The sequence below is a fragment of the Arthrobacter sp. Y3221114 genome (assembly GCF_059092625.1).
The window spans coordinates 702557-728214 of record NZ_JBNHHW010000001.1; the positions used below are offsets into that span (position 1 = coordinate 702557).

At 67.1% G+C, this 25658-nt stretch carries 28 protein-coding genes; 13 read left to right on the top strand and 15 right to left on the bottom strand.

Annotated elements, in window-relative coordinates; genetic code table 11:
* The first annotated feature begins 21 nt into the window (after positions 1 to 21).
* The 4 genes from AC5RV3_RS03195 (at position 22) to fabF (ending at position 3747) form a co-directional block, all read left to right on the top strand.
* Positions 22 to 987, top strand: coding sequence for an ACP S-malonyltransferase (locus AC5RV3_RS03195; protein ID WP_494120868.1), 966 nt, complete (start codon positions 22 to 24; stop codon positions 985 to 987).
* Entirely contained in the window at positions 984 to 2051 is a 1068-nt protein-coding gene (locus tag AC5RV3_RS03200) for a beta-ketoacyl-ACP synthase III (protein WP_494120869.1), read from the top strand. Before AC5RV3_RS03195 ends, AC5RV3_RS03200 begins: the two co-directional genes overlap by 4 nt.
* Before the next feature lie 111 nt (positions 2052 to 2162).
* A complete protein-coding gene (locus AC5RV3_RS03205) occupies positions 2163 to 2408 on the top strand; it encodes an acyl carrier protein (protein WP_136786952.1) in 246 nt (81 codons plus the stop codon).
* A 103-nt stretch (positions 2409 to 2511) separates the two neighbouring features.
* The gene (gene fabF, locus AC5RV3_RS03210) at positions 2512 to 3747 is read left to right on the top strand and encodes a beta-ketoacyl-ACP synthase II (RefSeq protein WP_494120870.1); all 1236 of its coding nucleotides are present in this window, start codon (positions 2512 to 2514) and stop codon (positions 3745 to 3747) included.
* Between the two features lie 123 nt (positions 3748 to 3870).
* On the opposite strand, the gene AC5RV3_RS03215 is transcribed toward fabF, so the two are convergent.
* From AC5RV3_RS03215 to AC5RV3_RS03235, 5 genes are all read right to left on the bottom strand, one after another.
* Complete coding sequence (locus AC5RV3_RS03215) at positions 3871 to 4374, bottom strand: DUF3145 domain-containing protein (RefSeq protein ID WP_493977382.1); 504 nt, start codon at positions 4372 to 4374, stop codon at positions 3871 to 3873.
* A 249-nt stretch (positions 4375 to 4623) separates the two neighbouring features.
* On the bottom strand, positions 4624 to 5577 hold the full coding sequence (locus tag AC5RV3_RS03220; protein ID WP_494120871.1) for a tyrosine recombinase XerC: 954 nt from the start codon (positions 5575 to 5577) through the stop codon (positions 4624 to 4626).
* A gap of 89 nt (positions 5578 to 5666) precedes the next feature.
* A complete protein-coding gene (dprA, locus tag AC5RV3_RS03225) occupies positions 5667 to 6872 on the bottom strand; it encodes a DNA-processing protein DprA (RefSeq protein ID WP_494121024.1) in 1206 nt (401 codons plus the stop codon).
* A 38-nt stretch (positions 6873 to 6910) separates the two neighbouring features.
* The gene (locus AC5RV3_RS03230; RefSeq protein WP_494120872.1) at positions 6911 to 8449 is read right to left on the bottom strand and encodes a YifB family Mg chelatase-like AAA ATPase; all 1539 of its coding nucleotides are present in this window, start codon (positions 8447 to 8449) and stop codon (positions 6911 to 6913) included.
* A complete protein-coding gene (locus tag AC5RV3_RS03235; protein WP_494120873.1) occupies positions 8449 to 8805 on the bottom strand; it encodes a YraN family protein in 357 nt (118 codons plus the stop codon). Before AC5RV3_RS03235 ends, AC5RV3_RS03230 begins: the two co-directional genes overlap by 1 nt.
* A 251-nt stretch (positions 8806 to 9056) precedes the next feature.
* On the opposite strand from AC5RV3_RS03235, the gene AC5RV3_RS03240 reads away from it, so the two are divergent.
* Positions 9057 to 10205, top strand: a complete 1149-nt coding sequence (locus tag AC5RV3_RS03240) for an NAD(P)/FAD-dependent oxidoreductase (RefSeq protein ID WP_494120874.1) — start codon at positions 9057 to 9059, stop codon at positions 10203 to 10205.
* 66 nt (positions 10206 to 10271) lie between these two features.
* Here the strand turns inward: AC5RV3_RS03240 and AC5RV3_RS03245 are convergent, their stop codons facing one another.
* Positions 10272 to 12746: a GcvT family protein gene (locus tag AC5RV3_RS03245; protein ID WP_494120875.1), complete on the bottom strand. Its 2475-nt coding sequence runs from the start codon at positions 12744 to 12746 to the stop codon at positions 10272 to 10274.
* 143 nt (positions 12747 to 12889) lie between these two features.
* Here AC5RV3_RS03245 and AC5RV3_RS03250 point away from each other — a divergent pair, with 143 nt between their 5' ends.
* From AC5RV3_RS03250 to AC5RV3_RS03285, 8 genes are all read left to right on the top strand, one after another.
* The gene (locus AC5RV3_RS03250; RefSeq protein WP_494120876.1) at positions 12890 to 13510 is read left to right on the top strand and encodes a TetR/AcrR family transcriptional regulator; all 621 of its coding nucleotides are present in this window, start codon (positions 12890 to 12892) and stop codon (positions 13508 to 13510) included.
* Positions 13511 to 13676: 166 nt separating this feature from the next.
* Positions 13677 to 14240, top strand: coding sequence for a helix-turn-helix domain-containing protein (locus AC5RV3_RS03255; protein WP_494120877.1), 564 nt, complete (start codon positions 13677 to 13679; stop codon positions 14238 to 14240).
* Between the two features lie 68 nt (positions 14241 to 14308).
* Positions 14309 to 15430: an ABC transporter substrate-binding protein gene (locus AC5RV3_RS03260; protein ID WP_494120878.1), complete on the top strand. Its 1122-nt coding sequence runs from the start codon at positions 14309 to 14311 to the stop codon at positions 15428 to 15430.
* Positions 15430 to 16356: an ABC transporter permease gene (locus AC5RV3_RS03265; RefSeq protein ID WP_494120879.1), complete on the top strand. Its 927-nt coding sequence runs from the start codon at positions 15430 to 15432 to the stop codon at positions 16354 to 16356. Before AC5RV3_RS03260 ends, AC5RV3_RS03265 begins: the two co-directional genes overlap by 1 nt.
* Positions 16353 to 17150, top strand: a complete 798-nt coding sequence (locus AC5RV3_RS03270; RefSeq protein WP_494120880.1) for an ABC transporter permease — start codon at positions 16353 to 16355, stop codon at positions 17148 to 17150. Before AC5RV3_RS03265 ends, AC5RV3_RS03270 begins: the two co-directional genes overlap by 4 nt.
* Positions 17140 to 18252 (top strand): ABC transporter ATP-binding protein, encoded by a 1113-nt coding sequence (locus tag AC5RV3_RS03275; protein ID WP_494120881.1) that lies wholly within the window; start codon positions 17140 to 17142, stop codon positions 18250 to 18252. Before AC5RV3_RS03270 ends, AC5RV3_RS03275 begins: the two co-directional genes overlap by 11 nt.
* A 10-nt stretch (positions 18253 to 18262) precedes the next feature.
* Positions 18263 to 19666, top strand: coding sequence for an NAD(P)/FAD-dependent oxidoreductase (locus tag AC5RV3_RS03280; RefSeq protein WP_494120882.1), 1404 nt, complete (start codon positions 18263 to 18265; stop codon positions 19664 to 19666).
* Positions 19667 to 19743: 77 nt separating this feature from the next.
* Positions 19744 to 20106, top strand: a complete 363-nt coding sequence (locus AC5RV3_RS03285) for a cupin domain-containing protein (protein ID WP_494120883.1) — start codon at positions 19744 to 19746, stop codon at positions 20104 to 20106.
* A gap of 4 nt (positions 20107 to 20110) precedes the next feature.
* Here the strand turns inward: AC5RV3_RS03285 and AC5RV3_RS03290 are convergent, their stop codons facing one another.
* The 9 genes from AC5RV3_RS03290 to rpsP form a co-directional block, all read right to left on the bottom strand.
* Entirely contained in the window at positions 20111 to 20434 is a 324-nt protein-coding gene (locus AC5RV3_RS03290) for a DUF2469 domain-containing protein (RefSeq protein ID WP_493986958.1), read from the bottom strand.
* 33 nt (positions 20435 to 20467) lie between these two features.
* Positions 20468 to 21166, bottom strand: coding sequence for a ribonuclease HII (rnhB, locus tag AC5RV3_RS03295; protein ID WP_494120884.1), 699 nt, complete (start codon positions 21164 to 21166; stop codon positions 20468 to 20470).
* Positions 21163 to 21975: a signal peptidase I gene (gene lepB, locus AC5RV3_RS03300; RefSeq protein ID WP_494120885.1), complete on the bottom strand. Its 813-nt coding sequence runs from the start codon at positions 21973 to 21975 to the stop codon at positions 21163 to 21165. The genes rnhB and lepB (AC5RV3_RS03300) overlap by 4 nt, the downstream gene beginning before the upstream one ends.
* Positions 21976 to 21980: 5 nt before the next feature.
* Positions 21981 to 22610, bottom strand: a complete 630-nt coding sequence (gene lepB, locus AC5RV3_RS03305; protein ID WP_494121025.1) for a signal peptidase I — start codon at positions 22608 to 22610, stop codon at positions 21981 to 21983.
* 113 nt (positions 22611 to 22723) lie between these two features.
* On the bottom strand, positions 22724 to 23083 hold the full coding sequence (rplS, locus tag AC5RV3_RS03310; RefSeq protein ID WP_493977364.1) for a 50S ribosomal protein L19: 360 nt from the start codon (positions 23081 to 23083) through the stop codon (positions 22724 to 22726).
* Between the two features lie 267 nt (positions 23084 to 23350).
* Complete coding sequence (trmD, locus tag AC5RV3_RS03315; RefSeq protein ID WP_494120886.1) at positions 23351 to 24235, bottom strand: tRNA (guanosine(37)-N1)-methyltransferase TrmD; 885 nt, start codon at positions 24233 to 24235, stop codon at positions 23351 to 23353.
* Positions 24236 to 24784 (bottom strand): ribosome maturation factor RimM, encoded by a 549-nt coding sequence (gene rimM / locus AC5RV3_RS03320; RefSeq protein WP_494120887.1) that lies wholly within the window; start codon positions 24782 to 24784, stop codon positions 24236 to 24238.
* Positions 24785 to 24894: 110 nt separating this feature from the next.
* Positions 24895 to 25134: an RNA-binding protein gene (locus AC5RV3_RS03325; RefSeq protein WP_493977361.1), complete on the bottom strand. Its 240-nt coding sequence runs from the start codon at positions 25132 to 25134 to the stop codon at positions 24895 to 24897.
* Entirely contained in the window at positions 25134 to 25562 is a 429-nt protein-coding gene (gene rpsP, locus AC5RV3_RS03330; RefSeq protein WP_493977360.1) for a 30S ribosomal protein S16, read from the bottom strand. The genes AC5RV3_RS03325 and rpsP overlap by 1 nt, the downstream gene beginning before the upstream one ends.
* Positions 25563 to 25658 lie beyond the last annotated feature (96 nt).

A 25658-nucleotide genomic window follows, 5' to 3' on the forward strand; every position in this document is an offset into this window, starting at 1 on the left:
CTCTTTGGAAAGCTTGAATACGTGCTTGCAATAGTCTGCCCGGGCCAGGGTTCCCAAACGCCCGGATTCCTCAATCCCTGGCTCGAGGTCCCCGGTGTGCCCGAACACCTCGGACTGCTCAGCGACATCGCCCAGCTGGACCTTCTCACGCACGGCACCGTGTCGGATGAGGAGACCATCAAGGACACCGCCGTCGCCCAGCCGCTGATCGTGGCCGCGGGCCTGCTGGCCGCCCGCGCCCTCACCGCCGATGAGCCCCTCGACCTGTCCGCCGTCGTCGCCGGCCACTCGGTGGGTGAGGTTACGGCCTCCGCCATTGCCGGCGCGCTGACCGAGAACGATGCGATGAACTTCGTGCGCGAGCGGGCCAACGCTATGGCGCGTGCCGCGGCGCAGACCCCGACCGGCATGAGTGCCGTGCTCGGCGGCGACCCGGACGAGGTGCTCGCCGCGATCGAAGCGGCCGGACTCACCCCGGCCAACGCCAACGGCGGCGGCCAGACGGTGGCCGCCGGCACGCTCGAGCAGCTGCAGGCGTTCGCCGCGAATCCGCCGGCCAAGGCACGGGTGATCCCGCTGAAGGTCGCCGGCGCCTTCCACACCGAACACATGGCTCCCGCGGTCAGCGCCCTGGAAACCCTGCGTCCCCAGCTGAAGCCGGCCCTGCCGTCGCTGACCCTGCTCTCCAACTACGACGGCGAACCCGTCTTCGGCGGCGATGAGAACCTGGACAGCCTGATCGCCCAGGTTTCGCGTCCGGTGCGCTGGGACAAGTGCATGGAGAAGCTGGTGTCCGTCGGTGTCACCGGGCTGCTGGAACTGCCGCCGGCCGGCACCCTGGCCGGACTGGCCAAACGCGGCATGAAGGGCGTGGCGACCATGGCCCTGAAGTCGCCGGAAGACCTGGAAGCAGCCCGGGCATTCATCGCCGAGCACACCGAACAGACCCCCGTCATGAACAGCACGTCTGGAGAATCCGAGCAGTGAGCACACCCGTCATCCAGCAGACCCCGCTACGCGACTTCACGCGCATCCTCGGAATCGGAGCGTACCGTCCCGACGTCATCGTCACCAACGACGACGTTTGCCAGTGGATCGACTCCTCCGACGAATGGATCCGCCAGCGGACCGGGATCGTCACCCGCCACCGGGCGGACGCCAACACGTCCGTGCTGGACATGGCCGAAGGCGCCGCCAAGGAAGCGATGGCACAGGCCGGCATCACCGGCGACCAGCTCGGTGCCGTCCTCGTCTCCACCGTCTCCCATCCCTACGCCACGCCGTCGGCCGCCGCTGCCCTGGCCGACCGGATAGGCGCCACCCCGGCTCCCGCCTTCGACATCTCCGCTGCCTGCGCCGGGTACTGCTACGGCATCGCCCAAGCCGATGCCCTGGTGCGCTCCGGCACCGCCGACTACGTGCTGGTGGTCGGGGCGGAAAAGCTGTCCGACGTCATCGACAACACCGAGCGGACGATCTCCTTCCTGCTGGGCGACGGCGCCGGCGCCGTCATCGTGGGCCCGTCCGACACGCCGGGCATCAGCAAGCCGGTCTGGGGCTCCGACGGCAGCAAGTGGGACACCATCAGCATGACCCACTCGCTCAACCACGTCCGCGAGCTCTCGCTGGCCGCAGAGGCCGCCGGCTCGCTCTCGGCCGTCTCGGACACCTTCGATGAGAATGACCACAAGCTCTGGCCCACGCTGCGCCAGGACGGCCCGTCCGTGTTCCGCTGGGCGGTCTGGGAAATGGCCAAGGTGGCCAAGCAGGCGCTGGAGGCGGCCGGCCTCCAGCCGGAAGACCTCGCCGCGTTCGTGCCGCACCAGGCGAACATGCGCATCATCGACGAGATGGTCAAGCAGCTGAAGCTGCCCGAGAGCGTGGTTGTGGCCCGCGACATCGCCGATGCCGGCAACACCTCGGCTGCGTCGATCCCCTTGGCCACGCACCGCCTGTTGCAGGAGAACCCCGGGCTCTCCGGCGGATTCGCCCTGCAGATCGGCTTCGGCGCCGGACTGGTGTTCGGCGCGCAGGTCATCGTCCTGCCGTAGACTGCCTTCCGGTAGTCGGGCCTCCCCCACATTCCAACCAGAACCAGGCCGCAGACCGCGGTTTGACAACCCGTCCGGACACCGTCCGGCAGCACAAGAAAAGGAGCCACCATGGCTAGCAACGAAGAAATCCTGGCCGGTCTGGCCGAGATCGTCAACGAAGAGACCGGCCTGGCCCCGGAGGCTGTTGAGCTGGACAAGTCCTTCACCGATGACCTGGACATCGATTCCATCTCGATGATGACCATCGTGGTCAACGCCGAGGAGAAGTTCGGCGTGCGCATCCCGGACGAAGAGGTCAAGAACCTCAAGACCGTCGGTGACGCCGTCAACTTCATCGTGAACGCCCAGGCTTAGTTTCGCGTCGCCCGGGCCTCCCGGGATCGGCGGCCGGCGGGTGACCCCCGGTCCGGCCGCCGCACTGGATTTATTGCCCAATCACTATTGAGAGAATGAATCAATGGCACGCAAAGTAGTCATCACCGGCCTCGGCGCCACCACCCCGATCGGCGGCGACGTCCCCACGATGTGGCGGAATGCCCTCAAGGGCGTTTCCGGGGCCCATACCCTCGAAGATGATTGGGTGGCCCAGTACGAACTGCCGGTGACGTTCGCCGCCCAGGCCAGCAACCGCCCGGACGAAGTATTGACCCGGGTCGAAGCCAAGCGGATGGACCCCTCCACCCAGTTCGCCGTCGTGGCGGCCCGTGAGGCCTGGAAAGACTCCGGCATCGAAGAGGTGGACCACGACCGCCTGGCCGTAGCTTTCGCCACCGGCATCGGCGGCGTGTGGACGCTGCTGGACGCGTGGGACACCCTGCGCGACCGCGGGCCGCGGCGGGTGCTGCCGATGACCGTACCGATGCTGATGCCGAACGGCCCTGCCGCCGCCGTCAGCATGGATCTGGGTGCCCGCGCCGGCGCCCACACCCCGGTCTCCGCCTGCGCGTCCGGCACTGAAGCCATGTCACTGGGCATCGACCTGATTCGCGCCGGCAAGGCCGACGTGGTCATGACCGGCGGAGCCGAGGCCGCGATCCACCCCATGCCCATCGCCGCGTTCAGCGCGATGCAGGCCCTGTCCAGGCGCAACGACGACCCCGAGCGTGCCTCGCGTCCGTACGACCTGGACCGGGACGGCTTCGTGATGGGCGAAGGCGCCGGTGCCCTGGTGCTCGAGGCCGAGGAACACGCCCTGGCCCGCGGCGCCCGCATCTATGCCGAACTTGCCGGCTCCGGCGTCACCGCCGATGCCTACCACATCACCGCCCCGGATCCCGAAGGACTTGGCGCCACCCGTGCGCTGAAGGCCGCACTGTTCGATGCCCGGGCACAAGCAACCGACGTGGTGCACGTGAACGCCCACGCCACGTCCACCCCTGTTGGCGACAAGCCGGAATACACCGCCCTGAAGGCCGCGCTCGGAGACCACGTCGGCAACGTTGCCGTCTCCGCGACCAAGTCGCAGACCGGCCACCTGCTCGGCGCGTCAGGTGCCGTGGAGTCCGTCATGACCGTGATGGCTGTCTACGAACGCCGCGCTCCGGCCACGATCAACCTGGAAAACCAGGATCCGGAGATCCCGCTGGACGTGGTCACCTCCGCCCGCGACCTGCCCCAGGGCGACATCGTCGCATTGAACAACTCCTTCGGGTTCGGCGGCCACAACGCCGTCGTCGTGTTCCGCAACGTCTAGCAGTTCACCGTTCACCATGTGCCTGCCTCCGGGCAGCACGAAAGGGAGGGCAGCCGGTTATTACCGGTCGCCCTCCCTTTTGCGTGGATGGAGGATGCGGTGTTGCGGGGGCGTTGCGGGGCTTTATCCGACCTGATGCAGCCAGCGTACCGGTGCGCCTTCGGCGGCGTGGCGGAAGGGCTCGAGCTCTTCGTCCCAGGCCTCGCCCAGGGCGAGGGACAATTCGTGGTAGACCGCTGCTGGATCGCCGGCACCGGCTTCGTAGGCGTAGCGGATGCGGTCCTCGCTCACCATGATATTTCCGTGGACGTCGGTCATCGCGTGGAAAATGCCGAGTTCGGGCGTGTGCGACCAGCGGCCGCCGTCCACCCCGGCGCTCGGCTCTTCGGCGACTTCATAGCGCAGGTGGGCCCAGCCGCGCAGGGCGGAAGCCAGCATGGCACCGGTCCCCTGCGCCCCGACCCACGACAGCTCAGCCCGGTACATTCCGGGCGCGGCGGGCTGAGGGGTCCACTCGAGATCCGTTCGCTTGTCCACGACGGATCCGACGGCCCACTCGATATGAGGGCACAGCGCCGAAGGTGCTGAATGCACAAACAGCACTCCACGCGTCATCACAACAGACATCCCATCCTCCATTTGCTGTAGGTACGTCTTCCCCAACGACCTTCAGCCTGTCAACGGATGGAACTTGTCAGTACTGCTGTTTCCGACGCTTCGTTCCTCATTGTGCCGTACGGCAAGGAATTGCGCCAGTGTAACTACCGATGTGTTATGGCGTGTCGCCGATTCCGCCAGTATAGGGTGCTTCGGGGCCCTCGCCTGCCGCGTTCCGGGTAGATGGCTTGGTCCCGACCGCCGCTGCCGTTTTCGCGATCAGGCCCGCGGGTGCGCCTGCTGGTAGCTGCGGCGCAGCCGGTCCACGGAGACGTGGGTGTAGAGCTGGGTGGTGGCCAAGGTGCTGTGGCCCAGGATCTCCTGGACGGCCCGCAGGTCCGCGCCCCCATCCAACAGGTGGGTGGCGGCGCTGTGCCGGAGGGCGTGCGGCCCGGTGGCCGAGGTGTCGCCCAGCAGGCCGAAGAGCCTCGCGGCGACCGAGCGCACCTGGCGCGGGTCTACCCGCCTGCCGCGTTGGCCCAGGAACAGTGCCGGACCGCTTTCCGCGATGGCGAGCCTGGGGCGGCCTCGGCGCAGCCAGTCGTCCATGGCGACGGCGGCAGGCAGGCCGAACGGGACGGTGCGCTCCTTGTTGCCCTTGCCGAGCACGCGGATGGTCCGGCGTTCGCTGTCCACTTCGTCGATGTCCAGGCCTGCGAGCTCGCTGACGCGGACGCCGGTGGCATAGAGCAGCTCGATCATCGCCCGGTCCCGCAGCGGCATCGGCTCCCCATCCGCGGCTGCCTCGGCGAGCGTTCGGAACAGCTCGTCGACCTGGGCCGGGCGAAGCACGGTGGGCAGCGAGCTGTTGCGTTTGGGCGCCTTCAGGCGGAGCGACGAGTCGGTGTCGATGAGCTCCTCCCGCAGCGCCCAGCCCATGAACGTGCGGGCGGTGGCTGTGCGCCGCGCCAGGGTGGATCTGGCCATGCCCGCTTCGTTCATCGCGCCCAGCCAGGACCGCAGGGTCCCGAGGGTAATGTCGGGCAGCTCCTTGGCGCCGGTTTCCGCTGCGTATCCGAGCAGGTGCAGGACGTCGGTCACGTAGGCGCGGATGGTGTGTTCCGAGCGCGCGCGTTCGGCCTTCAGATAGCGGGCGAAGCCTTCCACGGCCGCGCCGAAGGCCTGCGGGAGCGACTCGGTGCCCTGCGGTTCGGGTTGGTCTGCAGAGCTCATCCCCTCACTTTGCTGGCCCGGACCGCCGAACTCAAGGAGGCGCACGGGAAGGGGGCTGAATTGCCGTGGCCTCCTTCCCCTTGTCCGCCTCATTCCTTGCGCCTGCGGCGCCAGCCGGTGCCATCCTGGACGGCCAATCCCGCCGCTTCCAACCGTCCGAGTCCCGCAAGGACGGTGCGGACCGGGATTCCCGCGACGGTGGCGAGCTTGTCTACGGTGCTTCCCCGGCGAACCGGCAGGGCGTCCAGCAGCAGGAGGGTGTCCACACTCAGTCCGTCGTGGTCCGCGAGCACCTCTTGGGCGCCGGGCTCCACTGTTCCCAGCGGGCCCGCAAGTTCGGCCGCTTCTGCGGCGTCCGTAACGGCCGTCGCGCTTCCGTCGCGCAGCAGCCGGTGGGTACCGGCGGAGTTCGCGCTGTAGACGGATCCGGGTACTGCGCCCACGCCGCGGCCAAGACCTGCGGCGTGATGGGCGGTGTTCAGTGCCCCGGAGCGCCAGCGTGCTTCCACGACGATGGTCGCGGTGGCCATGGCTGCGATGATTCTGTTTCTTTGCAGGAATCTCCAACGGGTTGGTGCTGCGCCCGGCGGCACTTCCGCCAGCAGGATCCCCCGGCTGGCGATGGCACGGAGCAGGTCTTCATTTCCGGCCGGGTAGTACCGGTCCAGGCCCCCGGCCATGACCGCCATGGTGGCGACATGTTCGGTCTCCGCCGCCAGGGCCGACCGGTGCGCCTGCGCGTCGATCCCGTAGGCCCCGCCGGAAATCACGCAATAGCCGCGCTGCGCGAGCCCGCTGCTGATGTCGCCGGTTACCTGGTTGCCGTAATTCGTGCTGTCGCGGGAGCCGACTACGGCCACGGTTGACCGGACCTCCGGTATGCCGTGCGTGAACCTTCCCCGCGCCCAGAGGCAGACGGGTTCGCCCAGCCCGAGATCCGCCAACGCCGCCGGCCACACAGCGTCTCCCGGGATGAGCACGGTGCCGCCGAGCCTGCCTATCACGGCAAGGTCGCGTTCCGGCGCAAGGTCCTTGATACGCGGCGCCCATCGGTCGAGGGCGTCGCTTAGCGGCTGGGCGCTGCCGGCGGAGGGCTCGCGGTCAAGGGCGCGCAGCAATTCGGCCTGCAAAGCATGCCCGGCGCTGATCTGGCCGGTGGCTATTCTCAGGGCGTCGTGCGCGCCGGCCGCGGCGACCAGTGCCTGGCCGATCCAGTCAGACGGTTCCATCAGCCGGGACAACGCCGCCCTCGCAAGGCGTTCATCGGTGGACGGCAGTTGCGTCATTCTGGTCATCTCCTCCTGGCCGGTGGCCGCAGATGGGGAAGGCATGGTCACGCCGCCTTGACCTGTTGACGGAAGGCCAGCGCTGTGCTGACGCAGTCCCGGTCCGGTCGGTCCAGGCCATACAGGTCGGAGAGCGTCCAGGCCACGCGCAGGACACGCGAGTAGCCGCGGCCGGTCAGCGCCCCGCTTTCCATGGCCCGATCCAGGTCCCTGGTGATAGTGGCCGGAAGCCGCAGCTTTCCGTTCAACAATTCGCCGCTGACCTCCGAGTTCAACCCGATGCCCCACGGCTCCAGCCTCGCCCGCTGTGCCGCCCGGGCCACCACCACCCGGGCGGCGACGGCCGCGCTGTCCTCCCGGCGCGCGCCCGTGGCCATCATCCCCACCGTCAGCCGTGGCAGAGTCAGCTGGAGATCGATGCGGTCGGTCAACGGGTTGGAGAGCTTGCCAAAGTAGCGGCGCCTTTGGTCGGGCGTGCAGGTGCATTCCAAACCCTTGCCGCCGGAGAGCCCGCACGGGCAGGGGTTCGCCGCCATGACGAGCTGGAAGCGTGCCGGGTAGGCCGCGCTGCCCGCCGCCCGGTGTACCACCAGCCGACCGCTTTCCAACGGCTGGCGCAACGCATCGAGCACTTGTCGGTCGTATTCGGGCGCCTCGTCCATGAACAGCACGCCGCGGTGTGCCAGCGAGGCCGCGCCAGGGCGGGGCATGCCGGAGCCGCCCCCGATGATGGAGACGGCCGTTGCCGTATGGTGCGGGCTCTCATAGGGTGGCCGACGCACCAGCTCGGTCAGTGGGGCCGCCATGGCGCTCAGGGAGTGGATGGCGGTGACCTCCATGGCATGGTGGTCGGGAAGATCGGGTAGGATGCCCGGCAGACGTTCGGCGAGCATCGTCTTGCCTGCACCGGGCGGACCGACAAGCAGCAAATGATGGCCGCCCGCCGCTGCGACTTCCAGCGCCGTCCGGGCTTCATGTTGCCCGGCCACGTCTGCCAGGTCGGGGGCAGGCGCCGGAGGAGCCGTGGCCGGGACAGACGGGGCAGGTTTTTCCGGCGGGGCGATGTTAAGCCTGTCCGCGTCGGCACCGAAGGCCATCAACACCTCAACGAGGTTGCCGAAGCTGCGCACCTGGGCCCCGGGCACCAACGCGGCCTCGGCGGCGTTGGCTTCGGCTACGACAACATGCGGAAACCCGGCCTCGACTGCCGCAATAACCGCCGGCAGTACACCCCTGACCGGCCGGAGCCTCCCATCGAGTCCCATTTCGGCCAGGAAAACGGTACGGCCGCTGGACCGAACGTCTCCCGCCGCCTGAAGCGAGGCCATCAGGATGGCCAGGTCGAAACCCGATCCCTTCTTGGGCAGCGAAGCGGGGACAAGGTTGACGGTAATCTTCCGCCTGCTGAGCGGAGCCCCCGCGTTCTTCGCCGCGGCCTTGATCCGTTCCTTGGCCTCGGTCAGGGCAGCGTCCGGCAGCCCCAGAAGAATGAAGGCCGGGAGGGTTTGGCCGATGTCCGCTTCGACTTCCACGATGTGTCCGTTGAGGCCCACCAGCGCTACCGAGAACGTCCGTCCGAGCCCCATTAGCCGACGTCCCTCATGTGCTCGATCACGGGCCAACGTCCCTGTCCGTAGAGCACAGCGACGGCGTCCACCCTCATCGCCGTACCGGTCATGCCGTGGTCGCGCAGCCACTGGTGTCCCAAGAAGTGGAGACGGCGGATCTTGGCATCGGTGATGGCTTCGAAAGGGTGGCCGTAGTCGGTGCTGCGCCGGGTCTTTACCTCGGAGACCACGATGGACGCCCCGTCCACGGCTACGATGTCCAGTTCGCCGTCCGGGCTGCGCCAGTTCCGGTCGATGACCCGCTGGCCTGCGCCGGAAAGATAGGCCGCGGCCATTTCCTCACCGCGTCGGCCGAGTTCGTCTTTCGCTCTCATGCCCTCCAGCCTGGTGGCGGGCAGCAGAAGGAATCTTCACGAAACCCCAGGATGTGGACAGCCCACCCCAGGCGACAGCCTGTGCAGGACAGGGCGGCAGCCTCAGTTACGCTGGAGAAGTGATGCGCGGCACACCCTGGCCTGCGCTCTATCTCAGCCTCGAGGCGCCGGCAGGCGCGTCGTCTGGTGCGGGCCGCCGACATGCTCGGAGGTCGTGACAGCAACGGTTCAGGGAACAGGAAGGACTCGCAGTGCGGATAACTGTCGTCGGAGCCGGTGCGTGGGGATTGCCGGCAGCGGCCGAGCTGGCCGGCCGGGGCCATCACGTCACATTGATTGACCGCTTCGGCGTATCGAACCCGCTGTCATCCTCTTATGGACCGACCCGCATGTGGCGCATTCCCGATCCGGACCCCGGTCGGGTCCGGCTGTCCAGGTTGGGACTTGAGGCCATGAAGCGGCTCTCGAGCAGGGCCGGGCAGCCCGTTTACCACCAAAAGGGCCTGCTGTGGCGCGACACGTTGTCGCTGCCGCGCCTGCGGTCAACCCTTCTCGCCGAAGAGGTGCCCTTCGAGGAGGTCGACTCAAGCGAAGTTGCACAGTTTCTGCCCGGCTTGAGGCCGGATGGCCGAGATGCCATCTGGCAGCAAGACGCCGGCGTGGTCCTGGCCGATGTGAGCCTGCAAACCCAGTTTCGGCTGTTTTCCGCGGCGGGCGGCTCGTTCCTGCAGGGGGCCACGGTGGCGGAGGTTTCGGCAACTGCAGGGACTGTCAGCGCTTCCCTCTCGGACAGCAAGCGCGTCGATGCGGACGTATTGGTGATTGCGGCCGGCCCGGGGGGCGGCGTCCTGCTCGCACAGCTTGGTTTGCCCGCGCCGCTTCGGCCGTACCTGGAGCAGGTGGTCCACTTCGGTAATGCACATCGGCGGGGCGCCGCCGACAACTATCCCTGCTTCTTCGACGGCCCCACGGACGAAGCGCCGGGCATCTACGCGATGAGCAGCCCCGGCATAGGCTACAAGGTCGGCCTGGACAGTCCGCTGCGACACTACATCGAGGGGGACGTGGACAGATCCCCGGACGAGGTGCGCACCGGCATCATCCGGGAACGGGTGCGCCGCGATATGTTGTCGCTGCAGCCTGATGTGCTGGATGCACAGGTCTGCGTTTGGACCGACACCCCCGACGGCAGGTTCGTCGTGGATTCGCCGCTCCCCGGGGTCGTGGTCGCCTGCGGGGATGCCGGCGAAGGCTTCAAGTATTCGGCTCTGATGGGCATCATTGTCGCCGACCTGGTCGAGGACAAGCAGCCCGAGGCCGACATCAGCCCCTACCGGCTCGGTCGCTTCGAGGCCGCGGAAAGCGCCGACTGGGGCGTTCCGACCGCGCTGGGCCGCTGACCGGGCGGTCGGAACACCGCGGCACAACCGGTCGAACAGGTCATGCCTCGACCGGCAGGCCGGCTGCTAGCCGCGCAGCCGCTCCCCTTTCGGATCGTAGAACGGGCGCCGTGAGACCGTGGCTTCGACGAGCCGGCCCCTGCATTCGACCGTGAATGTTCCGGAGAGGTCCGCATCCCCGGCGACTGAGGCAAGCCCAACAGCGCGTCCCAGCGTGTAGCCGTAGCTACCGCTGGTCATGCGGCCCACCGGCACGCCGTCGCAGAATACGGTCTCGTCGTGCACGAACAGTGGCTCCGGGTCGTCCAGCGCCACGTACACGGTCCGGTACGGGGGCGCCGCCGGGTCCAGCTTCGCCACCGCGTCCCGGCCCACGAAGCCGCCCGGCTTATCCAGCGCCACGGTGAAGCCGAGTCCGGCGGAGTACGGGTCGTCGGCGGGCCCGATGTCATGCCCCAGATGGCGAAAACCCTTCTCGCTGCGCAATGAGTCGAGGGCGTGGTAGCCGGCCAGCCGTACGCCGAGGTCTTGGCCGGCCTCCCACAACGCGTCGAACACATTGACGGCTGTGTCCGCGCCCGGGTACAGCTCGTAGCCGAGTTCGCCGACAAAGCTCACCCGCAGTGCGTAGGCGAAACCGTCTGCAACCTCCACGGTCCGCCCCTCGGTGTAGGGCTGGGCGGCATCCGACCAGTCCTCGGGCGAAACGCGGCTGAGCAGTTCCCGGCTCTTGGGCCCCATGACCCCGATGGTCGCCAGACCGGCCGTCGCATCGAAGACCGCGGCCGCCTTGCCTTGCGCCAGCCGCCGCAGGTACCCCAGTGTCTTGTCTTGGCTGAAGGCAGGCGTCACCACGAGGAACCTGTCGGTGCCGAGCCTGGTCACGGTGCCGTCCAGTTCGATCCCCCCGGCCTCGTTGAGCATCAGGGTGTAGACGGCCTTGTCGACACGGACGTCGACGTCCGCGGTACAGGCCCGCTGGCAGACTTCCAGCGCGTCCGGACCCGCCACTTCGATCTTCGCGAAGGAGCTCAGGTCGAACAGCACCACCCCTTCCCGTGCGCCACGGTGCTCCTCGCCGACGCGGTCGAACCAGTTCTGCCGGCCGTAGCTGTATTCATAGTCCGGCGCGGTCCCGGGGTCGCCATACCAGTTGGCCCGTTCCCAGCCGTTGAGTTCCCCGAAACAGGCGCCGAGCCCGGCGAGCCGGGAGTGCAGCGGCGAGCGCCGGACGTTGCGGGCGGTGGCCGGCTGCAGCTGCGGCCAGTGCATGGCGTAGAGGCGTCCCAGCCCCTCCCGGGTCCGTGCATGAAGGTAGCGTCGGTTGCTCTGGTGCCGCGAGAACCGCCGGACGTCCACCGCGGCTGCGTCGAAGCCGGGCGATCCGGAGATCACCCACTCGGCAAGTTCCCGGCCGGCGCCGGGGGCGAAAATGATGCCCTGGGAGTTGAAGCCGGCCGCAACAAAGAGGTTGCGCACCTCGGACGTCTCCCCGAGCGCGAAGTTGGAATCCGGAGTGAAGCTTTCCGGGGCGTTGAGGAAGCGGTCGTAACGGCTCTGCGCCAGTACCGGCACCGCCGCCTCGGCCTTGCTGCGGATTCCCGCGAAATGCTCCCAGTCGGCCTCGAACTCTGCGAAACCGCCTCGGCCGATCTCGCTCACCGGCCGCGGCAACCCGTCCGGCTCGAAGGCGCCGACCAGCAGCCGCCCGAGCTCATGCCGGATGTAGTAGCTGTTGTCCAGGTCCCGGAAGACAGGCAGCTCGGGCACGGCGCCGTCGATCTCCTCGGTCCTCACGTGCACGTGCTCGGCGGCGTACAGCGGCACATGCGCTCCCGCGGTCGCGGCCAGGTCGCGCGTCCACAGCCCGCAGGCGAGGATCACCCGTTCGCTCTCTATGGTCCCCTGATCCGTGACAACCCCCGTCACCCGGCCCCGAACTTGACGAATGCCGGTGACAGACACGTTTTCGCGGAGGTCGGCGCCGAGCTCGTGGGCGAGTTTGGCGAAGGACAGCGCCGCGTAGCCGGGATTGATGTGCCCATCGCCCGGCAGGTAGAGCGCGCCGAGCACGCCGTCGGTCCGGGCCAGCGGCCACAGCCGGCCCAGGCCGGCCGCATCCAGGATCTCCGCCTCGGTGCCGTTCTGGCGGGCCACGTCGCAGGCGTAGTGCATTTCATCCACCCGGCCTGCGGTCCGCGCCACCATCACCGAGCCGGATTGCTGGAACGAGACGTCGAGCCCGGAGCGTTCTTCAAGCGCGCCGTAGGTCTCGAGGCCGTACCTTGCCAGCTTGGTCATCGCCGTCGTGGTCCTCCCGCCGGTTACCAGGCCTGCCGCGTGCCACGTGGTGCCGCTGCCCAGGACGTTGGCTTCGAGCAGGATGACGTCCGTCTCCCCCGCCGCCGCCAGGTGATAGGCGATGCTGGCCCCTACGATTCCCCCGCCGACGACGACGGTGCGCGCCCGGGCGGGCAGCGGCTGGCGGGCTTCATGGGTGAAAGCGGACGCGCTGATGGTGCGGTCTACGAGCCGGTCCATGGATTTCCTCGCTTTAGTTGAGGGCAGGTCACGGGCCCGCCATGCGGTCGTCCGGCGCCGCAATGGATGAGGCGCTCCGCGCGCTGTCCTTAGCGTTAATAATGAATTATTGTGAACCGTATCACAGCACATCGAAGGGAAACATGAGCCCCGTTGCCGCCCCCGGCCCCGCACTGTCCATCGAGGATCAGCCGCGGCGCCAGCTCATCCTCGAAGCGGCGGAACGCCTGCTGGCGGCCCGCGGATTTGACGGGATCCGCCTGCGGGACATCTCCACGGAAGCCGGGATCTCCATCGGAATGATCCAGCACTACTTCCCCAGCCGGGACACCGTGGTCCGCGAAATGCTGGTCGCCGCGTGTGAGCGCAGGGCGACCGAATGGCAGCTGCCCGCGCAGCGGCAGGAGGACCCCATCGCGAAGGTCCGGGCGCTCCTCGCCGGTGCGGTCACGGATCCGGAGCACTGCACCGTCTGGCTTGAATCCTGCGCGGCCGCCAGCCGGCACCGGGAGGTGCAGCCCGTGGTGCTGCACACCAACATTATGTGGCGGCAGGCGCTGGGGGCAGCCATTGCCGAAGGCACGGACGCCGGCCGCTTCACCCCCGCAATCCCGGTGGAACAGATAGTGGACACCCTGGTCGCACTCATCGACGGCCTGATCATGGCCGTGGCCACGAAAGACCCGAAAATCACGCCGGACTACATCAACTCGCTGCTGCTCTCGGCGGCACGCCTGCAGCTCGGCACCGACCTCGCCGGTTGAATCTTCCACGGGCACGCCCACAGGCTTCCGAGGACCGACCGAGACGCTCCTCACAAAAAGATCGGTGAAACGCTTGTTTCGGCTGCGCCCCCCGGGCTAAGGTCTACTAAACACCGTGATAAGTGACATAAATCACCGTGTTAGGGAGTACTAAAGGAGGTGTTCGATGAGCGGTACAGCGGATAACGAGCAGCCGATCGGCCAGCGCATTCGTGCGGCCCGGGAACTGCGGAGCATCTCGCTGCGCAGCCTGGCTCAGCTGACCGGCGTCAGCTCGGGGTTCCTGAGCCAGCTGGAAAACGCGCACTCGAACGCCAGCGTCGCCACACTCAAGAAAATCGCGGAAGCCCTCGGAACAACGACGGCGGAGCTGATCGACGGCACCAGGCCCGAGGGCCGGGTACTGCGCAAGGCCGACCGGCCTGTTTTCCATGCCGGCGACGGCCTCAACAAGTACCTGCTCACCGGCTCGCCGCAGCGGAATCTGGAGGTCTACGCCGGCGAACTCGACGTGCACGGCGGGACCGGCGAGGAGCTGTACGCGCACGGACATGCGCAGGAGGTCCTCGTCTGCCTGACCGGACGGGTGGAGGTCCGCCTCTCCGAAGAGTCCCATGTCCTGGAAGGCGGGGACAGCGTGGAATACCTCTCGTCCACGCCGCACGGCCTTCGGAACCTGGCCCACGGCACATCCGAGGTCATGTGGATCATCAGCCCTCCAACCATCTAAAGCAGCCGGTCCGCAGTTCGACAGCCGGCGTTTCCGCACTCAGCGTTCCACACGAAAGAGGAGAAATGATGTCAGCAGTTACCACACCCCGCCGCAAGCGGGTCTTGCCGGTCGGCATGGCGGCAGCAGTTGCCCTGCTCCTGTCTGCCTGCGGCGGCGGGGGAAGTGCCGCCTCCGCCGAGATCGACCTGGGCACCGGCCCTGCGGAGGCCGGCACGGTCAAGCCCGGCGCCTTGGAAGGCCTGAACATGACCTTTGCCTCGTACGGCGGGCTGTACCAGGACGGACAGATGGCGGCGGCAGTGACGCCGTTCGCCGAGGAGTCCGGGGCGAACATCCTGTCGGATGGGCCGATGGAGTACGCAAAAATCCAGGCACAGGTGGAGTCGAACAACGTCACGTGGGACGTCGTCGACACCGATTCGAACTGGGCGGCCGGGCAATGCGGGAAGCTCCTGCAGAAGCTGGACTTCTCGATCATCGACAAGTCCAACGTCCCGGAGGGCCTGACCAGCGACTGCTACGTCCCGGCCATGCAGTACGCCACGGTCATGGTGTACAACACCGAGAAGGTCAGCAACGCACCGCAAAGCTGGGCCGATTTCTTTGACACCGAGAAGTTCCCCGGCAAGCGGGCCGTCCAGGGCGCCGACGTCGGAGGCGGCCTCCTGGAGGGCGCCCTGATCGCCGACGGGGTGGCCGAGGAAGACCTGTACCCGCTCGATGTCGAGCGGGCGCTGAAGAAGGTGGACACTATCAAGGACAGCCTCGTGTACTGGACCACGGGTGCCCAGTCGCAGCAGATGCTTGAGGCCGAGGAAGTGGACATGGCCCTGGTCTGGTCCGGCCGCGCCTACGGAGCCGTGGAAAACGGCGCCCCGTTCGAGCCGGTCTGGGAGACCGGCGTCGTAGTCATGGATGTCCTCGCCGTTCCCACGAACGCGAAGAACCCGAAGGCCTCGATGGCCCTGATCAACTACGCGTTGGGCAAGGAACAGCAGGAGAAGCTCACGGAGGAAACGTCGTATTCCCCGGTCCACGTGGACGCCAAGCCGGCGGTGAATGAGAACGGCAAGAAGTTCCTGATCACCGAGCCGGAGATCGCCGACAAGGTCCTGGTCTCCGACTTCGCTTGGTGGGGCGAGAACTACGCCTCGACCCTGGAACGCTGGACGGCCTGGGTCTCCTAATGAGCAATGCAGTCAAAGACCCCGTCCGGCCGGCAGCCTCGGCTGGCCGGACGGGGAATGGCGAGGGTGCGGCGCCGGCGGCCGGCAGGCGCACACGGCTGAGCCCGTTGTTGTTGTTGCTGCCGGCGCTGGCGCTGATGGTCGGCATGTTCGCCTATCCGCTGGCAGAGGCAATGTGGCGCAGCGTAGCGGACCCCGTGCCCGGCCCGCAGAATTACGAGTGGTTTGCCTCCAACGCCGGGAATTGGGCCGTCCTGGGCCGCACGCTGTGGGTGGCACTGCTGTCCGCAGCCATCTGCCTGGTGCTGGCCTACCCGTATGCGTACTTCATGGTGATTTCCGGCCCGAAGGTGCGCGCCGCACTGGTCGTCATCGTCCTCATACCGTTTTGGACGTCGCTGATGATCCGCAGCTTCGCGTGGATCATCTTGCTGCAGGACAACGGCCTGATCAACGGCATGCTCGGGTTCCTGGGACTGGGGCCCTTCGAAATGATCCGCAACACCACCGGCGTCCTGATCGGCATGGTCCAGGTGCTGCTGCCTTTCATGGTGCTGCCGCTGTATGCGTCGATGCGGAACGTGGACCTGCGGCTGATGCAGGCCTCCAGCAGCCTGGGCGCCGTTCCCTTCGTCTCCTTCACCCGCATCTTCATGCCGCTGGCCATGCCCGGCGTGGTGTCCGGCTCTCTGCTGGTCTTCATCCAGGCGCTCGGCTTCTACATCACGCCGGCGCTGCTCGGCTCGCCGTCCGAGATGCTGATCTCGCAATACATCTACGTGCAGGTCAATGGCCAGCTTCAGTGGGGGCGCGGCAGCGTACTGGGCGTCATCCTGTTGGTTGCCACCCTGCTGCTGCTGGCCCTGCTGGCGCTGCTGCTGCGCAAGAGCAAACGTGCCGCCGGCGACGAAGGAGGGCTGCTGTGAAACATTCCGTGCTGACCCGGTCCCTGCTGTTGGTCTATGCGGGACTGGTGGCCGTCATATTGATTGCGCCGACGTCGATCGTGATTCCGCTGAGCTTTACGGACAAGGCCTCGCTGAGCTTCCCGCCGTCGGGCTGGTCGCTGCGCTGGTATGAGAATTTCTTCAGCGACCGGGCGTGGATGTCGGCCCTCGGCAATTCGATCTTGATCGGCGTCATCGTTGCCGTCGCGGCGACGGTCATCGGCACCGCGGCGTCCATGGGCCTGCAAAACTTTGTGCGGCGCCGGGCCGCCAAGACGGTGCAGGCGCTGCTGCTGGCCCCGATTGTGGTGCCTGCGATCATCCTGGCCATCGGCATCTACGCGATCTTCCTGCGGCTGCAGATGCTGGGCACCTTGACCGGTTTCGTGCTGGCCCATACGGTCCTGGCCGTGCCGTTCGTGGTCGTCTCCGTTACGGCGGCCCTCAGCGGTTTCGATCAGCGGTTGGCGACGGCGGCCGCAAGCCTGGGCGCGAACCGGTGGAACACCTTCTTGAGGGTCATCTTGCCGGCCATTCTGCCCGGAGTCGTTTCGGGGGCACTCTTCGCCTTCGTGACCTCGTTCGACGAGGTCGTGTTGTCCATCTTCATCAAAAGTCCGTACTTGGAAACGCTGCCCGTCAAGATGTATTCGTCCGTCACCAGGGACACGGACCCGACCATCGCGGCCGCGGCAACCATGATCATGCTCTTGACGACAATCATCATTGCCGTCGGGCTGCTCAGTATGCGTAGGAGGAAACGTGTCCAGTAAGCTCACCGGGGCCGGCACCCGGATCGAGATCCAGAATGTCACCAAGCGCTATGCCAAATCCACCGCGGTGGACGACGTGTCGCTGACCATCGAGCCCGGTGAATTCATCACGCTGCTGGGCCCGTCCGGCAGCGGCAAGACGACCACGCTGAATCTCGTGGCCGGCTTCACCGACCTGACCAGCGGCTCGATCGAAATCGACGGCCAGCGCGTGGACAACGTGCCGGCGCACAAGCGCGGGCTCGGCGTCGTCTTCCAGCACTACGCGCTGTTCCCGCACATGAGCGTCGCGGAGAACATCGCGTTTCCGCTGCAGCAGCGCAAGACCCCCAAGTCCAAGCAGAAAACGCTGATTGGCGAGGCGTTGAAGACCGTCGGCCTGTCCGGCTATGAGGACCGCTACCCGCGCGAACTCTCCGGCGGCCAACAGCAGCGCGTCGCCTTCGCCCGCGCCATGGTGTTCAATCCCCGGGCGCTGCTCATGGATGAACCGCTGGGCGCCCTGGACAAGAACCTGCGGGAGAAGCTGCAGCTGGAGATCAAGCGGATCCACCAGGAAGTCGGCCGCACCTTCGTCTTCGTCACCCATGACCAAGAGGAAGCCCTGATCCTCAGCGACCGCATCGCCATCTTTAACAACGGCAGGATCGAGCAGGTCGGTACCAGCGCGGAGCTCTACGAGCGCCCCGCCAGCCTGTTCGTGGCCCAGTTTATGGGCGAGTCCACCATTTTCCGTGCCGATGTCGATACATCCGGCCGGGATTGGTCCATGGACTTCCACGGGGCCAGGCTCCGCGGCCCCGCGGGCCGGAGCGTCTCCGGCAAGGGCGCCCTGGTCCTGCGGCCCGAACAGCTGCGCGTCGCACCGAAGGCGGAGGAAGCTCCCGGCGGGGCCGTCACCGTCCCGGTCAAGGTGGTCCAGAACATCTATCTGGGCTCCGGCCACAAATACGAGCTGCAGCTGGCCGACGGTTCCACCGGCATCGTCCGCACCCCGCTGTCCGAAAGCAACGGCCTGAAGCCCGGAGACGATGCCTTTGTCTACTGGTCCGCCCAGGACGGCGTGCTGCTCGAAGACTCCGATCTCGTCTCCACGACCTAGGAACAACACCATGAGCAAAAAGCTAATCACCGAGACGGCCTCGACGGTCAACGGCAATGTCTCCTTCTGGTTTGCCGAGGGCGGGCTGCCCGCACCCCGGCCGGCCTTGGCCGGGGACACGACGGCGGATGTCGCCATCGTCGGCGCCGGCTACACCGGGCTGTGGACGGCGTACTACCTCAAGAAGGCCCGGCCGGAGCTGGACGTCGTCGTGCTCGAGAGCCGCTTTGCCGGCTTCGGTGCCTCGGGCCGCAACGGCGGCTGGTTGACCAACAGCATCACCGGCGGCCGCGGCCAGTACGTCAAGGCGCACGGCCGTGCGCTGGTGGGCCGGTTCCAGACGCTGCTGAACGAGACCGTGGATGAGGTCATCGCCGTCGCCGGCGCGGAGGGCATCGACGCCGGTGTCCGCAAGGGCGGGGAACTGAACGTGGCCCGCAACCCGGCCCAGTTGGCACGGCTCAAGGCCTTTGCCGCAGCCGAAGCCCAGTGGCCCGAGGCGGGCGTTCGCCTGCTGAGCGCGGCGGAAAGCAATGAGCGGGTCCGGATCGCCGGCACGCTCGGCGCCGTTCACCAGCCGCACTGCGCCCGGATCCATCCGTCCAAGCTGGTCCGCGGCCTGGCGGAGCGGGTGGAAGCACTCGGGGTGCGGATCTACGAGGGCACCACCGTCACCGAGATCAGCCCCCGTCTGGCGCGGACGGAGAAAGGTAATGTCCAGGCCGAGTACATCCTGCGGGCGACGGAGGGCTTCACCGCGAACCTGAAGGGGTCGCACCGCGAATGGCTGCCGATGAATTCGTCGATGATCGCCACCGAGCCCCTCGGCGACGACGTCTGGGCCGCAATCGGGTGGAATGAGTTCGACACCGTGGGCGACATGGCGCATGCCTACATGTACGCCCAGCGCACGGCCGATAACAGGATTGCGCTCGGCGGACGCGGCGTCCCCTACCGGTTTGGCTCCAAGACCGACACGGACGGGGCCACCCAGCCCGAAACCATCCAGAACCTGGCCGCGATCCTGCATGACATGTTCCCGGCGGCCCGCGGTGCACGCATCGACCACGCCTGGGCCGGCGTGCTGGGCGTCCCGCGCGACTGGAAGGCCACCGTCGGACTGGACCGGGAGACCGGCATCGGCTGGGCCGGTGGGTACGTCGGCACCGGCGTGACCGCGACGAACCTGGCCGGCCGGACGCTGCGGGACCTGGTCCTGGGCTCGGAGAGCGAACTGACCACCATGCCGTGGGTGAACCGCCGGGTGCGCAAATGGGAAGTGGAACCGCTGCGCTGGATTGCCGTCCAAGCCCTGTACGCGGCGTACTACGCCGCAGACAAGTCGGAAAACTCCGGCCGCACGTCCACATCCCCGATCGCCAAGACCGCAGACCTCATCTCCGGCCGCGCCTGAAGTACCTCCCGCTGGTCGAGCAGCGGAAGCAACGGCTTGCTCGACCAGCGCGGATCATCCCTGAGAAAGGATCAACCATGTCCATCGACACCATCCACCTCCCCTCGGCCCCCCACGCCGTGCTCGGAGCGCCCGCGCCCAAGCCCACGGCGGTCACCGAGGGCCAGCACGAGGCATCCCGGGAGGTCTGGAGCGCGGACAGCCTGAACGTGGGCGTCTGGGAGTGCTCCCCCGGTCTGTTCACCGCGGTGCGGGACGGCTACCACGAGATTTGCCAGATCCTGACCGGGCGGGTAACCATCACCGCGGAGGGGCAGACGCCGGTGGAAGCGCGCGCCGGCGACACCGTTGTCATGCCCGCCGGTTGGAAAGGCACGTGGGACGTCCACGAGACCGTCCGGAAGACCTACATCACCCTGGACGGCGTCGGCGGCCAGTAGCCCGTCAGCTGCCGAGCCCGTCCTTGGGCAGGGTGAGGTCGTCGTTCTTGGCAAGTTCCTCGACGTTGACGTCCTTGAACGTGATCACGCGGACGGATTTAACGAACCGGGCGGAACGGTAGACGTCCCAGACCCACGCGTCCTGCAGGGTCAGGTCGAAGTAGACCTCGCCGTCGGCAGAGCGCGCCTGCAGGTCCACGTGGTTGGCCAGGTAGAAGCGGCGCTCGGTTTCAACGACGTAGCTGAACAGGCCGGCGACATCGCGGTACTCCCGGTAGAGCTGCAGCTCCATGTCGGTCTCGTAGTTCTCAAGGTCTTCGGCGCTCATGTATCCATCCTGCCCCAGATTGCCCGGCGGCGTTTACTCCGCGAGTTCGACGGCGGGCATCAGCGGTTGCTCGGGGGTAAGCCGCCAGCTTCTGCGGTGCAGCTCCGAGGGGCCGATGCCCTGCAGGGCGGCGCGGTGCGCGGGAGTGGCGTAGCCCTTGTTGATGTCCCAGGCGTAGTCCGGATAATCGGAGGCGTAGCCGGTCATCATGGCGTCGCGCTCCACCTTGGCCAGCACGCTGGCGGCCGCCACGCTGAGGCACTGCAGATCCGCCTTGATCCTGGTCCGCACCGGCGCGTCGCACCCGGGCTGCGTGACGTCGTCGAAGAGCGACGGTTCCCCGGCCGACAGCCAGTCGTGGTTGCCGTCGAGGATCACGATGTCCGGGCGCGCGGTGGCCAGCACTTGGCCCCAGGCGCGGGCACCGGCCAGCCGCAGGGCCGCCATCAGGCCCAGCGCATCGATTTCCGCCGCGCTGGCGTGCCCCACCCCGTAGGCGGTCGCCCACTTCTGGATCTTGGGCACCAGGGCCACCCGCTCCGCCGGGCTGAGCAGCTTGCTGTCGCGGACGCCGCGGATCTGTTTGGCCGAGGTCGCGTCGATGGCCACCATCCCTACACTGACCGGTCCGGCCAGGGCTCCGCGGCCCACTTCGTCCGCACCGGCGACCAGCCGATGGCCGGCCTCGATGAAGGACCGCTCAAAGCGCAGCGTGGGAACCCTGCCGGTCACTGTGTCTCGTCCTGCCGGGCCATGGCCGGCTTCTCCGTGCCGGACGCCTCGGACGGTTCCGGGACGCCGTCGAACACTTCCGGATAATTGCCCAGGAAGCCCAGCCGGTCCAGCGGCCAGGCGATGACGCTGGCCTTGCCTTCGACGGACTCGAGGTCCACAAAGCCCTGCGACGCCTCGTCCTGATGTTCGCGCGAGTCCGCGGAATGGTTCCGGTTGTCGCCCATGACCCAGATTTTACCCTCGGGCACAGTCACATCGAAGGGAATCCGGGTGTTGTCCGAGCCCGACGCAAGGTAGGGATCCTCGTCCAGCGGCTCCCCGTTGACCGAGATGCGACCATCGGCGTCGCAACAGACCACCTGGTCGCCGCCAAGGCCAATGACGCGCTTCACCAGGTGCTGCTGGGACGCATCAGGCATCAGCCCGACGAAGGTGAGGATCTGCTGGAACCAGTTGCCGGCGTCGTCCACGCCGTTCGGAGGCAGCCAGCTGAGCTTGTCCTGGAAAACCACCACGTCGCCGCGGCTGAGCTCGAACGGCTGCGGGACCAACAGGTTCACGAAGATCCGGTCGTCCACCTCCAGCGTGTCCTCCATGGAGGTCGACGGAATGAAGAAGGCGCGGAAGAGGAAAGTCTTGATCAGGAAAGAAAGGACGACGGCGACCGCGACGATCGTGGCGATCTCCTTCAGCCACGACAACAGGGAGTTCCGCCCGGCGCTCTTGCGTTCGCTCTGGCGTTCGCGCTTCCGCGGCCCGGAGGCATCCGGCTGGTACCCGCCAGTGTCCTTCGGGTCCTGGTCCATACTCACTATCCTCGATTCTCCGCTGGCTGGGCATCCAACTGTATCCGGTCCAGCCCGGCCATCCGGTCGAGCGGCCAGATGATGCTCAGCGGGCGGCCAATGACGCGCTCGACGGGGACCATGCCGCCGCCCGGCGCGCCAAGGAGGGCCCGCGAATCGGCCGAGGCCGACCGGTGGTCCCCCATTAACCACAATCTATCCTTGGGCACCTGGACGGAGAACTCCATCTCGCTGGGCGCGTCGCCGGGAAAGAGGTAATCCTCCTGGACCGGTTCGCCGTTGACCAGCAGGCGCCCGTCCGGGCCGCAGCATTCGACGGAGTCGCCCGGCAGGCCGATCACGCGTTTCACGTAGATGGTGTCGCTGCCGGCAATTCCGAGCCACTGGCCGGCCTGCTGGAGGGCGTCCACGAACGGGGAATTGCCGCTGTTGAAGGGAGCGAACGAGCCCCTCCCGTCGAAGACCACCAGGTCACCCCGCCGGATCCCGCCGAAGTGGTAGTCGGTGCGGGAAACCAAAACACGGTCGCCGGTCTCCAGCAGCGGCTCCATCGACCCGGACGGGATGTAGTACACGTCCAGCAGCGTGGCGCGCACGACGGCGCTGAGCACCACGGCGCAGGCCACGACGGCCAACACAAAACGCCAGCCCGGAAGTCCGGGCCGGCGTCTTGGTTGTTCCCCCGAAGCTTCGGGGGAACCAGAGAGGTGCTGCACTGCCTAGGTCAAGAAGTTGCCGGTGGGCAACTTTACTTGGCGGTGCCGAAGTCGCGCTTCTCCTTGATGCGGGCTGCCTTGCCGTGGCGCTTGCGCATGTAGTACAGCTTGGCGCGGCGCACGTCGCCCTTGGTCACGACCTCGATGTGGTCGATGATCGGGGAGTGTACCGGGAAGGTACGCTCCACGCCCACGCCGAAGGAAACCTTGCGGACGGTGAAGGTCTCGCGGACACCATGGCCCTGGCGGCCCATGACGTAACCCTGGAAGACCTGGATACGGGCGGTCTTGCCTTCGATGATGTTCACGTGCACCTTGACGGTGTCGCCGGCGCGGAACTCGGGAACGTCGCTGCGCAGGGATGCTGCGTCAACAGAGTCGAGGATATGCATTGCTCACTCCTGGTGAACGCCACAGGTCATTCACTTTGGTCACGGCGCGACGGTCAGGCACATGCCTGCAACAGTCGCTGCCGAAATTCAAGAACCGGCCATCCGGGAATCGGCGGCCGGAGAGTCCGGCTGTTGGCAACGCTCCCCCTGTGGCAGGAACGTGCCCAGCGGACACAATCCTCTATTTTGCCACACGGCACGCCCCAAGCTCTAATTCCGCACGGCCGAAAATTCAGGATGCGCCGAAACCCGGCCCCGCCTGCGAGGTCAGGAGGTATGCGGGGTGTTCTCGACGGCATCCCCTGACCTCGCCGGAACCGACACGACCTGATCGGGTGTGACGGTGTAGCCGAGTTCGGCCAAGGTGGCGCGGTCCTGCTTGTCCAGGGTCTCCGGATCCAGTGCCAGGATCAGGTCCGGGCGGCGCTCGGCGGTGCGGCGCAGCTGTTCGTCGCGGCGGTGCCGGGCGATCTTGGCGTGGTTGCCGCTGAGCAGCACGTCCGGAATGCCGCGGCCGCGCCACTCGGAGGGTTTGGTGTAGACCGGATACTCGAGCAGCCCGTCGGAATGGGACTCCTCCACCAGCGAGTCGGGGTTTCCGACGACGCCGGGAATGAGCCGGCCCACGGCCTCGACCATCGCCAGCACGGCCACCTCTCCCCCGTTGAGCACGTAATCGCCGAGGCTCACCGGGCGAACCCGGAAATGCTCATCCGCCCAGTCGAGGACCCGCTCGTCGATGCCCTCGTAGCGGCCGCAGGCGAACACCAGGTGGTCCTCGGCGGCGAGCTCGTACGCGAGGGCCTGGTTGAAGACCTCTCCGGCCGGGGACGGGACGATCAGGACGGGTCGCGCGGCGGCGGGTTCGGGGACCAGGTCCGCCGCGGGATCCGGGCGGGCCGGCAGGTCTGTGCCGGAGCCCGCGGCAATAACGACCGACTCGAGCGCCTGCGCCCAGGGCTCGGGCTTCATGACCATGCCGGCGCCGCCGCCGTACGGGGTGTCGTCGACGGTGCGGTGGCGGTCGGTGGTGAAGTCGCGCAGGTCGTGGACCTGCAGTTGCAGCAGCCCGTCTTGGCGCGCCTTGCCGATCAGCGACAAATCCAGCGCGGCCAGGTATTCCGGAAAGATGCTGACGACGTCGATGCGCACCTAGCGCTCCCCCTCGCCGTCGTCGGGGGTCTCCTGCGCATCCGGCGAGTTCAGCTCGAACAGCCCGGCCGGCGGCGTGAGCCGGACGAAGCCCGCTTCCACGTCCACTTCCGGCACGATCTCCTCGACGAATGGCACCAGCACTTCCTCGCCGTTCAGGTCCTCCACGATCAGCAGGTCCTGGGCGGGCATGGTGTTCAGTCCGGAAACCTTGCCGACCACGTCTTCCCCGATGCGCACGTCGAGGCCGACGAGCTCGTGTTCGTACCAGGCGTCGTCGTCGTCCTCGACGTCCTCGGTGTCAACGAAGAGCCTGGCGCCGCGGAGTTCTTCGGCACCGTTACGGTCGGCGACTTCATGGAAACCCAGCAGCAGGATGTCTTTGTTCCAGCGGGCACTGCGCACCGTCAGCGGCCCCAGGCCGGCCGGCTCCACGGTCAGCTCGACGTCGGGAACGAAGCGATCGGCCGGAGCGTCCGTCAGCACCTGGACCGTAACCTCGCCCCGAATGCCGTGCGGCTTGCCGATCCGGGCAACTTGTACCTGCATGCAGACTCCTTTGGAAGAAAAACGTCCGGCCCCTGGACCATTATCTGGTACAGGGGCCGGAGGTTATGGAATGGGTGCCCGGCTCGATGCCGGGCGGGCGCCGATCCGGATCAGCGGCGGCGGTCGGTATCGACCACATCCACGCGGACCTGGTCATCGGCCAAGGCGTTCACTACCGTGCGCAGTGCGCGGGCAGTGCGGCCCTGGCGGCCGATGACGCGGCCCAGATCCTCCGGATGAACACGCACCTCGATGATGTCACCGCGGCGGTTGCTCTTCTGCGTGACCTTGACGTCGTCAGGACTGTCGACGATCCCGCGGACCAGATGATCGAGCGCTTCGGCCAGCATTACTCAGCCTTTTCGGCTTCGTCTGCGGCTGCTTCCTCGGCCGGAGCCTCGGCAGCTTCTTCCTTCTTGGCCTTCGGGGTGATGGCCTCGGGGACGATCACGGAATCCTTTTCGGGAGCCACGAAGGCCTCCTTGGCAGCCTTGGTCTTGAGGGTGCCTTCCTGGCCCTCAATGCCCTTGAACTTCTGCCAGTCGCCCGTGATCTTGAGCAGAACTTCGGCCTGCTCGGTCGGCTGGGCGCCGACGCCGAGCCAGTACTGGGCACGCTCGGAGTTGATCTCGATGAACGAGGGCTCTTCGGTCGGGTGGTACTGCCCGATCTCTTCGATGGCACGGCCGTCGCGCTTGGCGCGGGCATCCATGACAACGACGCGGTAGTGGGCAGAGAACTTCTTACCGAAGCGCTTAAGGCGAATCTTTACGGCCACTGTTGTGGTCACTCCTGGTTCTGAAAATGGGCGAACCCGTATGTCTGCTCCCGTGGGGCGGGCCATGGTTGGGGTTCAAAGGACAAGATGCACACG

Coding starts and splice junctions, on each gene's coding strand:
- AC5RV3_RS03285 (WP_494120883.1), top strand. CDS start 19,744: ATGTCCATCGACACCATCCACCTCCCCTCGGCCCCCCACGCCGTGCTC.
- AC5RV3_RS03230 (WP_494120872.1), bottom strand. CDS start 8,449: ATGGGGCTCGGACGGACGTTCTCGGTAGCGCTGGTGGGCCTCAACGGA.
- rimM (WP_494120887.1), bottom strand. CDS start 24,784: ATGCAGGTACAAGTTGCCCGGATCGGCAAGCCGCACGGCATTCGGGGC.
- lepB (WP_494120885.1), bottom strand. CDS start 21,975: ATGGACCAGGACCCGAAGGACACTGGCGGGTACCAGCCGGATGCCTCC.
- AC5RV3_RS03250 (WP_494120876.1), top strand. CDS start 12,890: ATGAGCCCCGTTGCCGCCCCCGGCCCCGCACTGTCCATCGAGGATCAG.
- AC5RV3_RS03265 (WP_494120879.1), top strand. CDS start 15,430: ATGAGCAATGCAGTCAAAGACCCCGTCCGGCCGGCAGCCTCGGCTGGC.
- AC5RV3_RS03235 (WP_494120873.1), bottom strand. CDS start 8,805: ATGAGAGCGAAAGACGAACTCGGCCGACGCGGTGAGGAAATGGCCGCG.
- AC5RV3_RS03280 (WP_494120882.1), top strand. CDS start 18,263: ATGAGCAAAAAGCTAATCACCGAGACGGCCTCGACGGTCAACGGCAAT.
- AC5RV3_RS03255 (WP_494120877.1), top strand. CDS start 13,677: ATGAGCGGTACAGCGGATAACGAGCAGCCGATCGGCCAGCGCATTCGT.
- AC5RV3_RS03215 (WP_493977382.1), bottom strand. CDS start 4,374: ATGTCTGTTGTGATGACGCGTGGAGTGCTGTTTGTGCATTCAGCACCT.
- rplS (WP_493977364.1), bottom strand. CDS start 23,083: ATGCATATCCTCGACTCTGTTGACGCAGCATCCCTGCGCAGCGACGTT.
- AC5RV3_RS03245 (WP_494120875.1), bottom strand. CDS start 12,746: ATGGACCGGCTCGTAGACCGCACCATCAGCGCGTCCGCTTTCACCCAT.
- fabF (WP_494120870.1), top strand. CDS start 2,512: ATGGCACGCAAAGTAGTCATCACCGGCCTCGGCGCCACCACCCCGATC.
- AC5RV3_RS03220 (WP_494120871.1), bottom strand. CDS start 5,577: ATGAGCTCTGCAGACCAACCCGAACCGCAGGGCACCGAGTCGCTCCCG.
- AC5RV3_RS03290 (WP_493986958.1), bottom strand. CDS start 20,434: ATGAGCGCCGAAGACCTTGAGAACTACGAGACCGACATGGAGCTGCAG.
- AC5RV3_RS03325 (WP_493977361.1), bottom strand. CDS start 25,134: ATGCTGGCCGAAGCGCTCGATCATCTGGTCCGCGGGATCGTCGACAGT.
- AC5RV3_RS03260 (WP_494120878.1), top strand. CDS start 14,309: ATGTCAGCAGTTACCACACCCCGCCGCAAGCGGGTCTTGCCGGTCGGC.
- dprA (WP_494121024.1), bottom strand. CDS start 6,872: ATGACCAGAATGACGCAACTGCCGTCCACCGATGAACGCCTTGCGAGG.
- AC5RV3_RS03205 (WP_136786952.1), top strand. CDS start 2,163: ATGGCTAGCAACGAAGAAATCCTGGCCGGTCTGGCCGAGATCGTCAAC.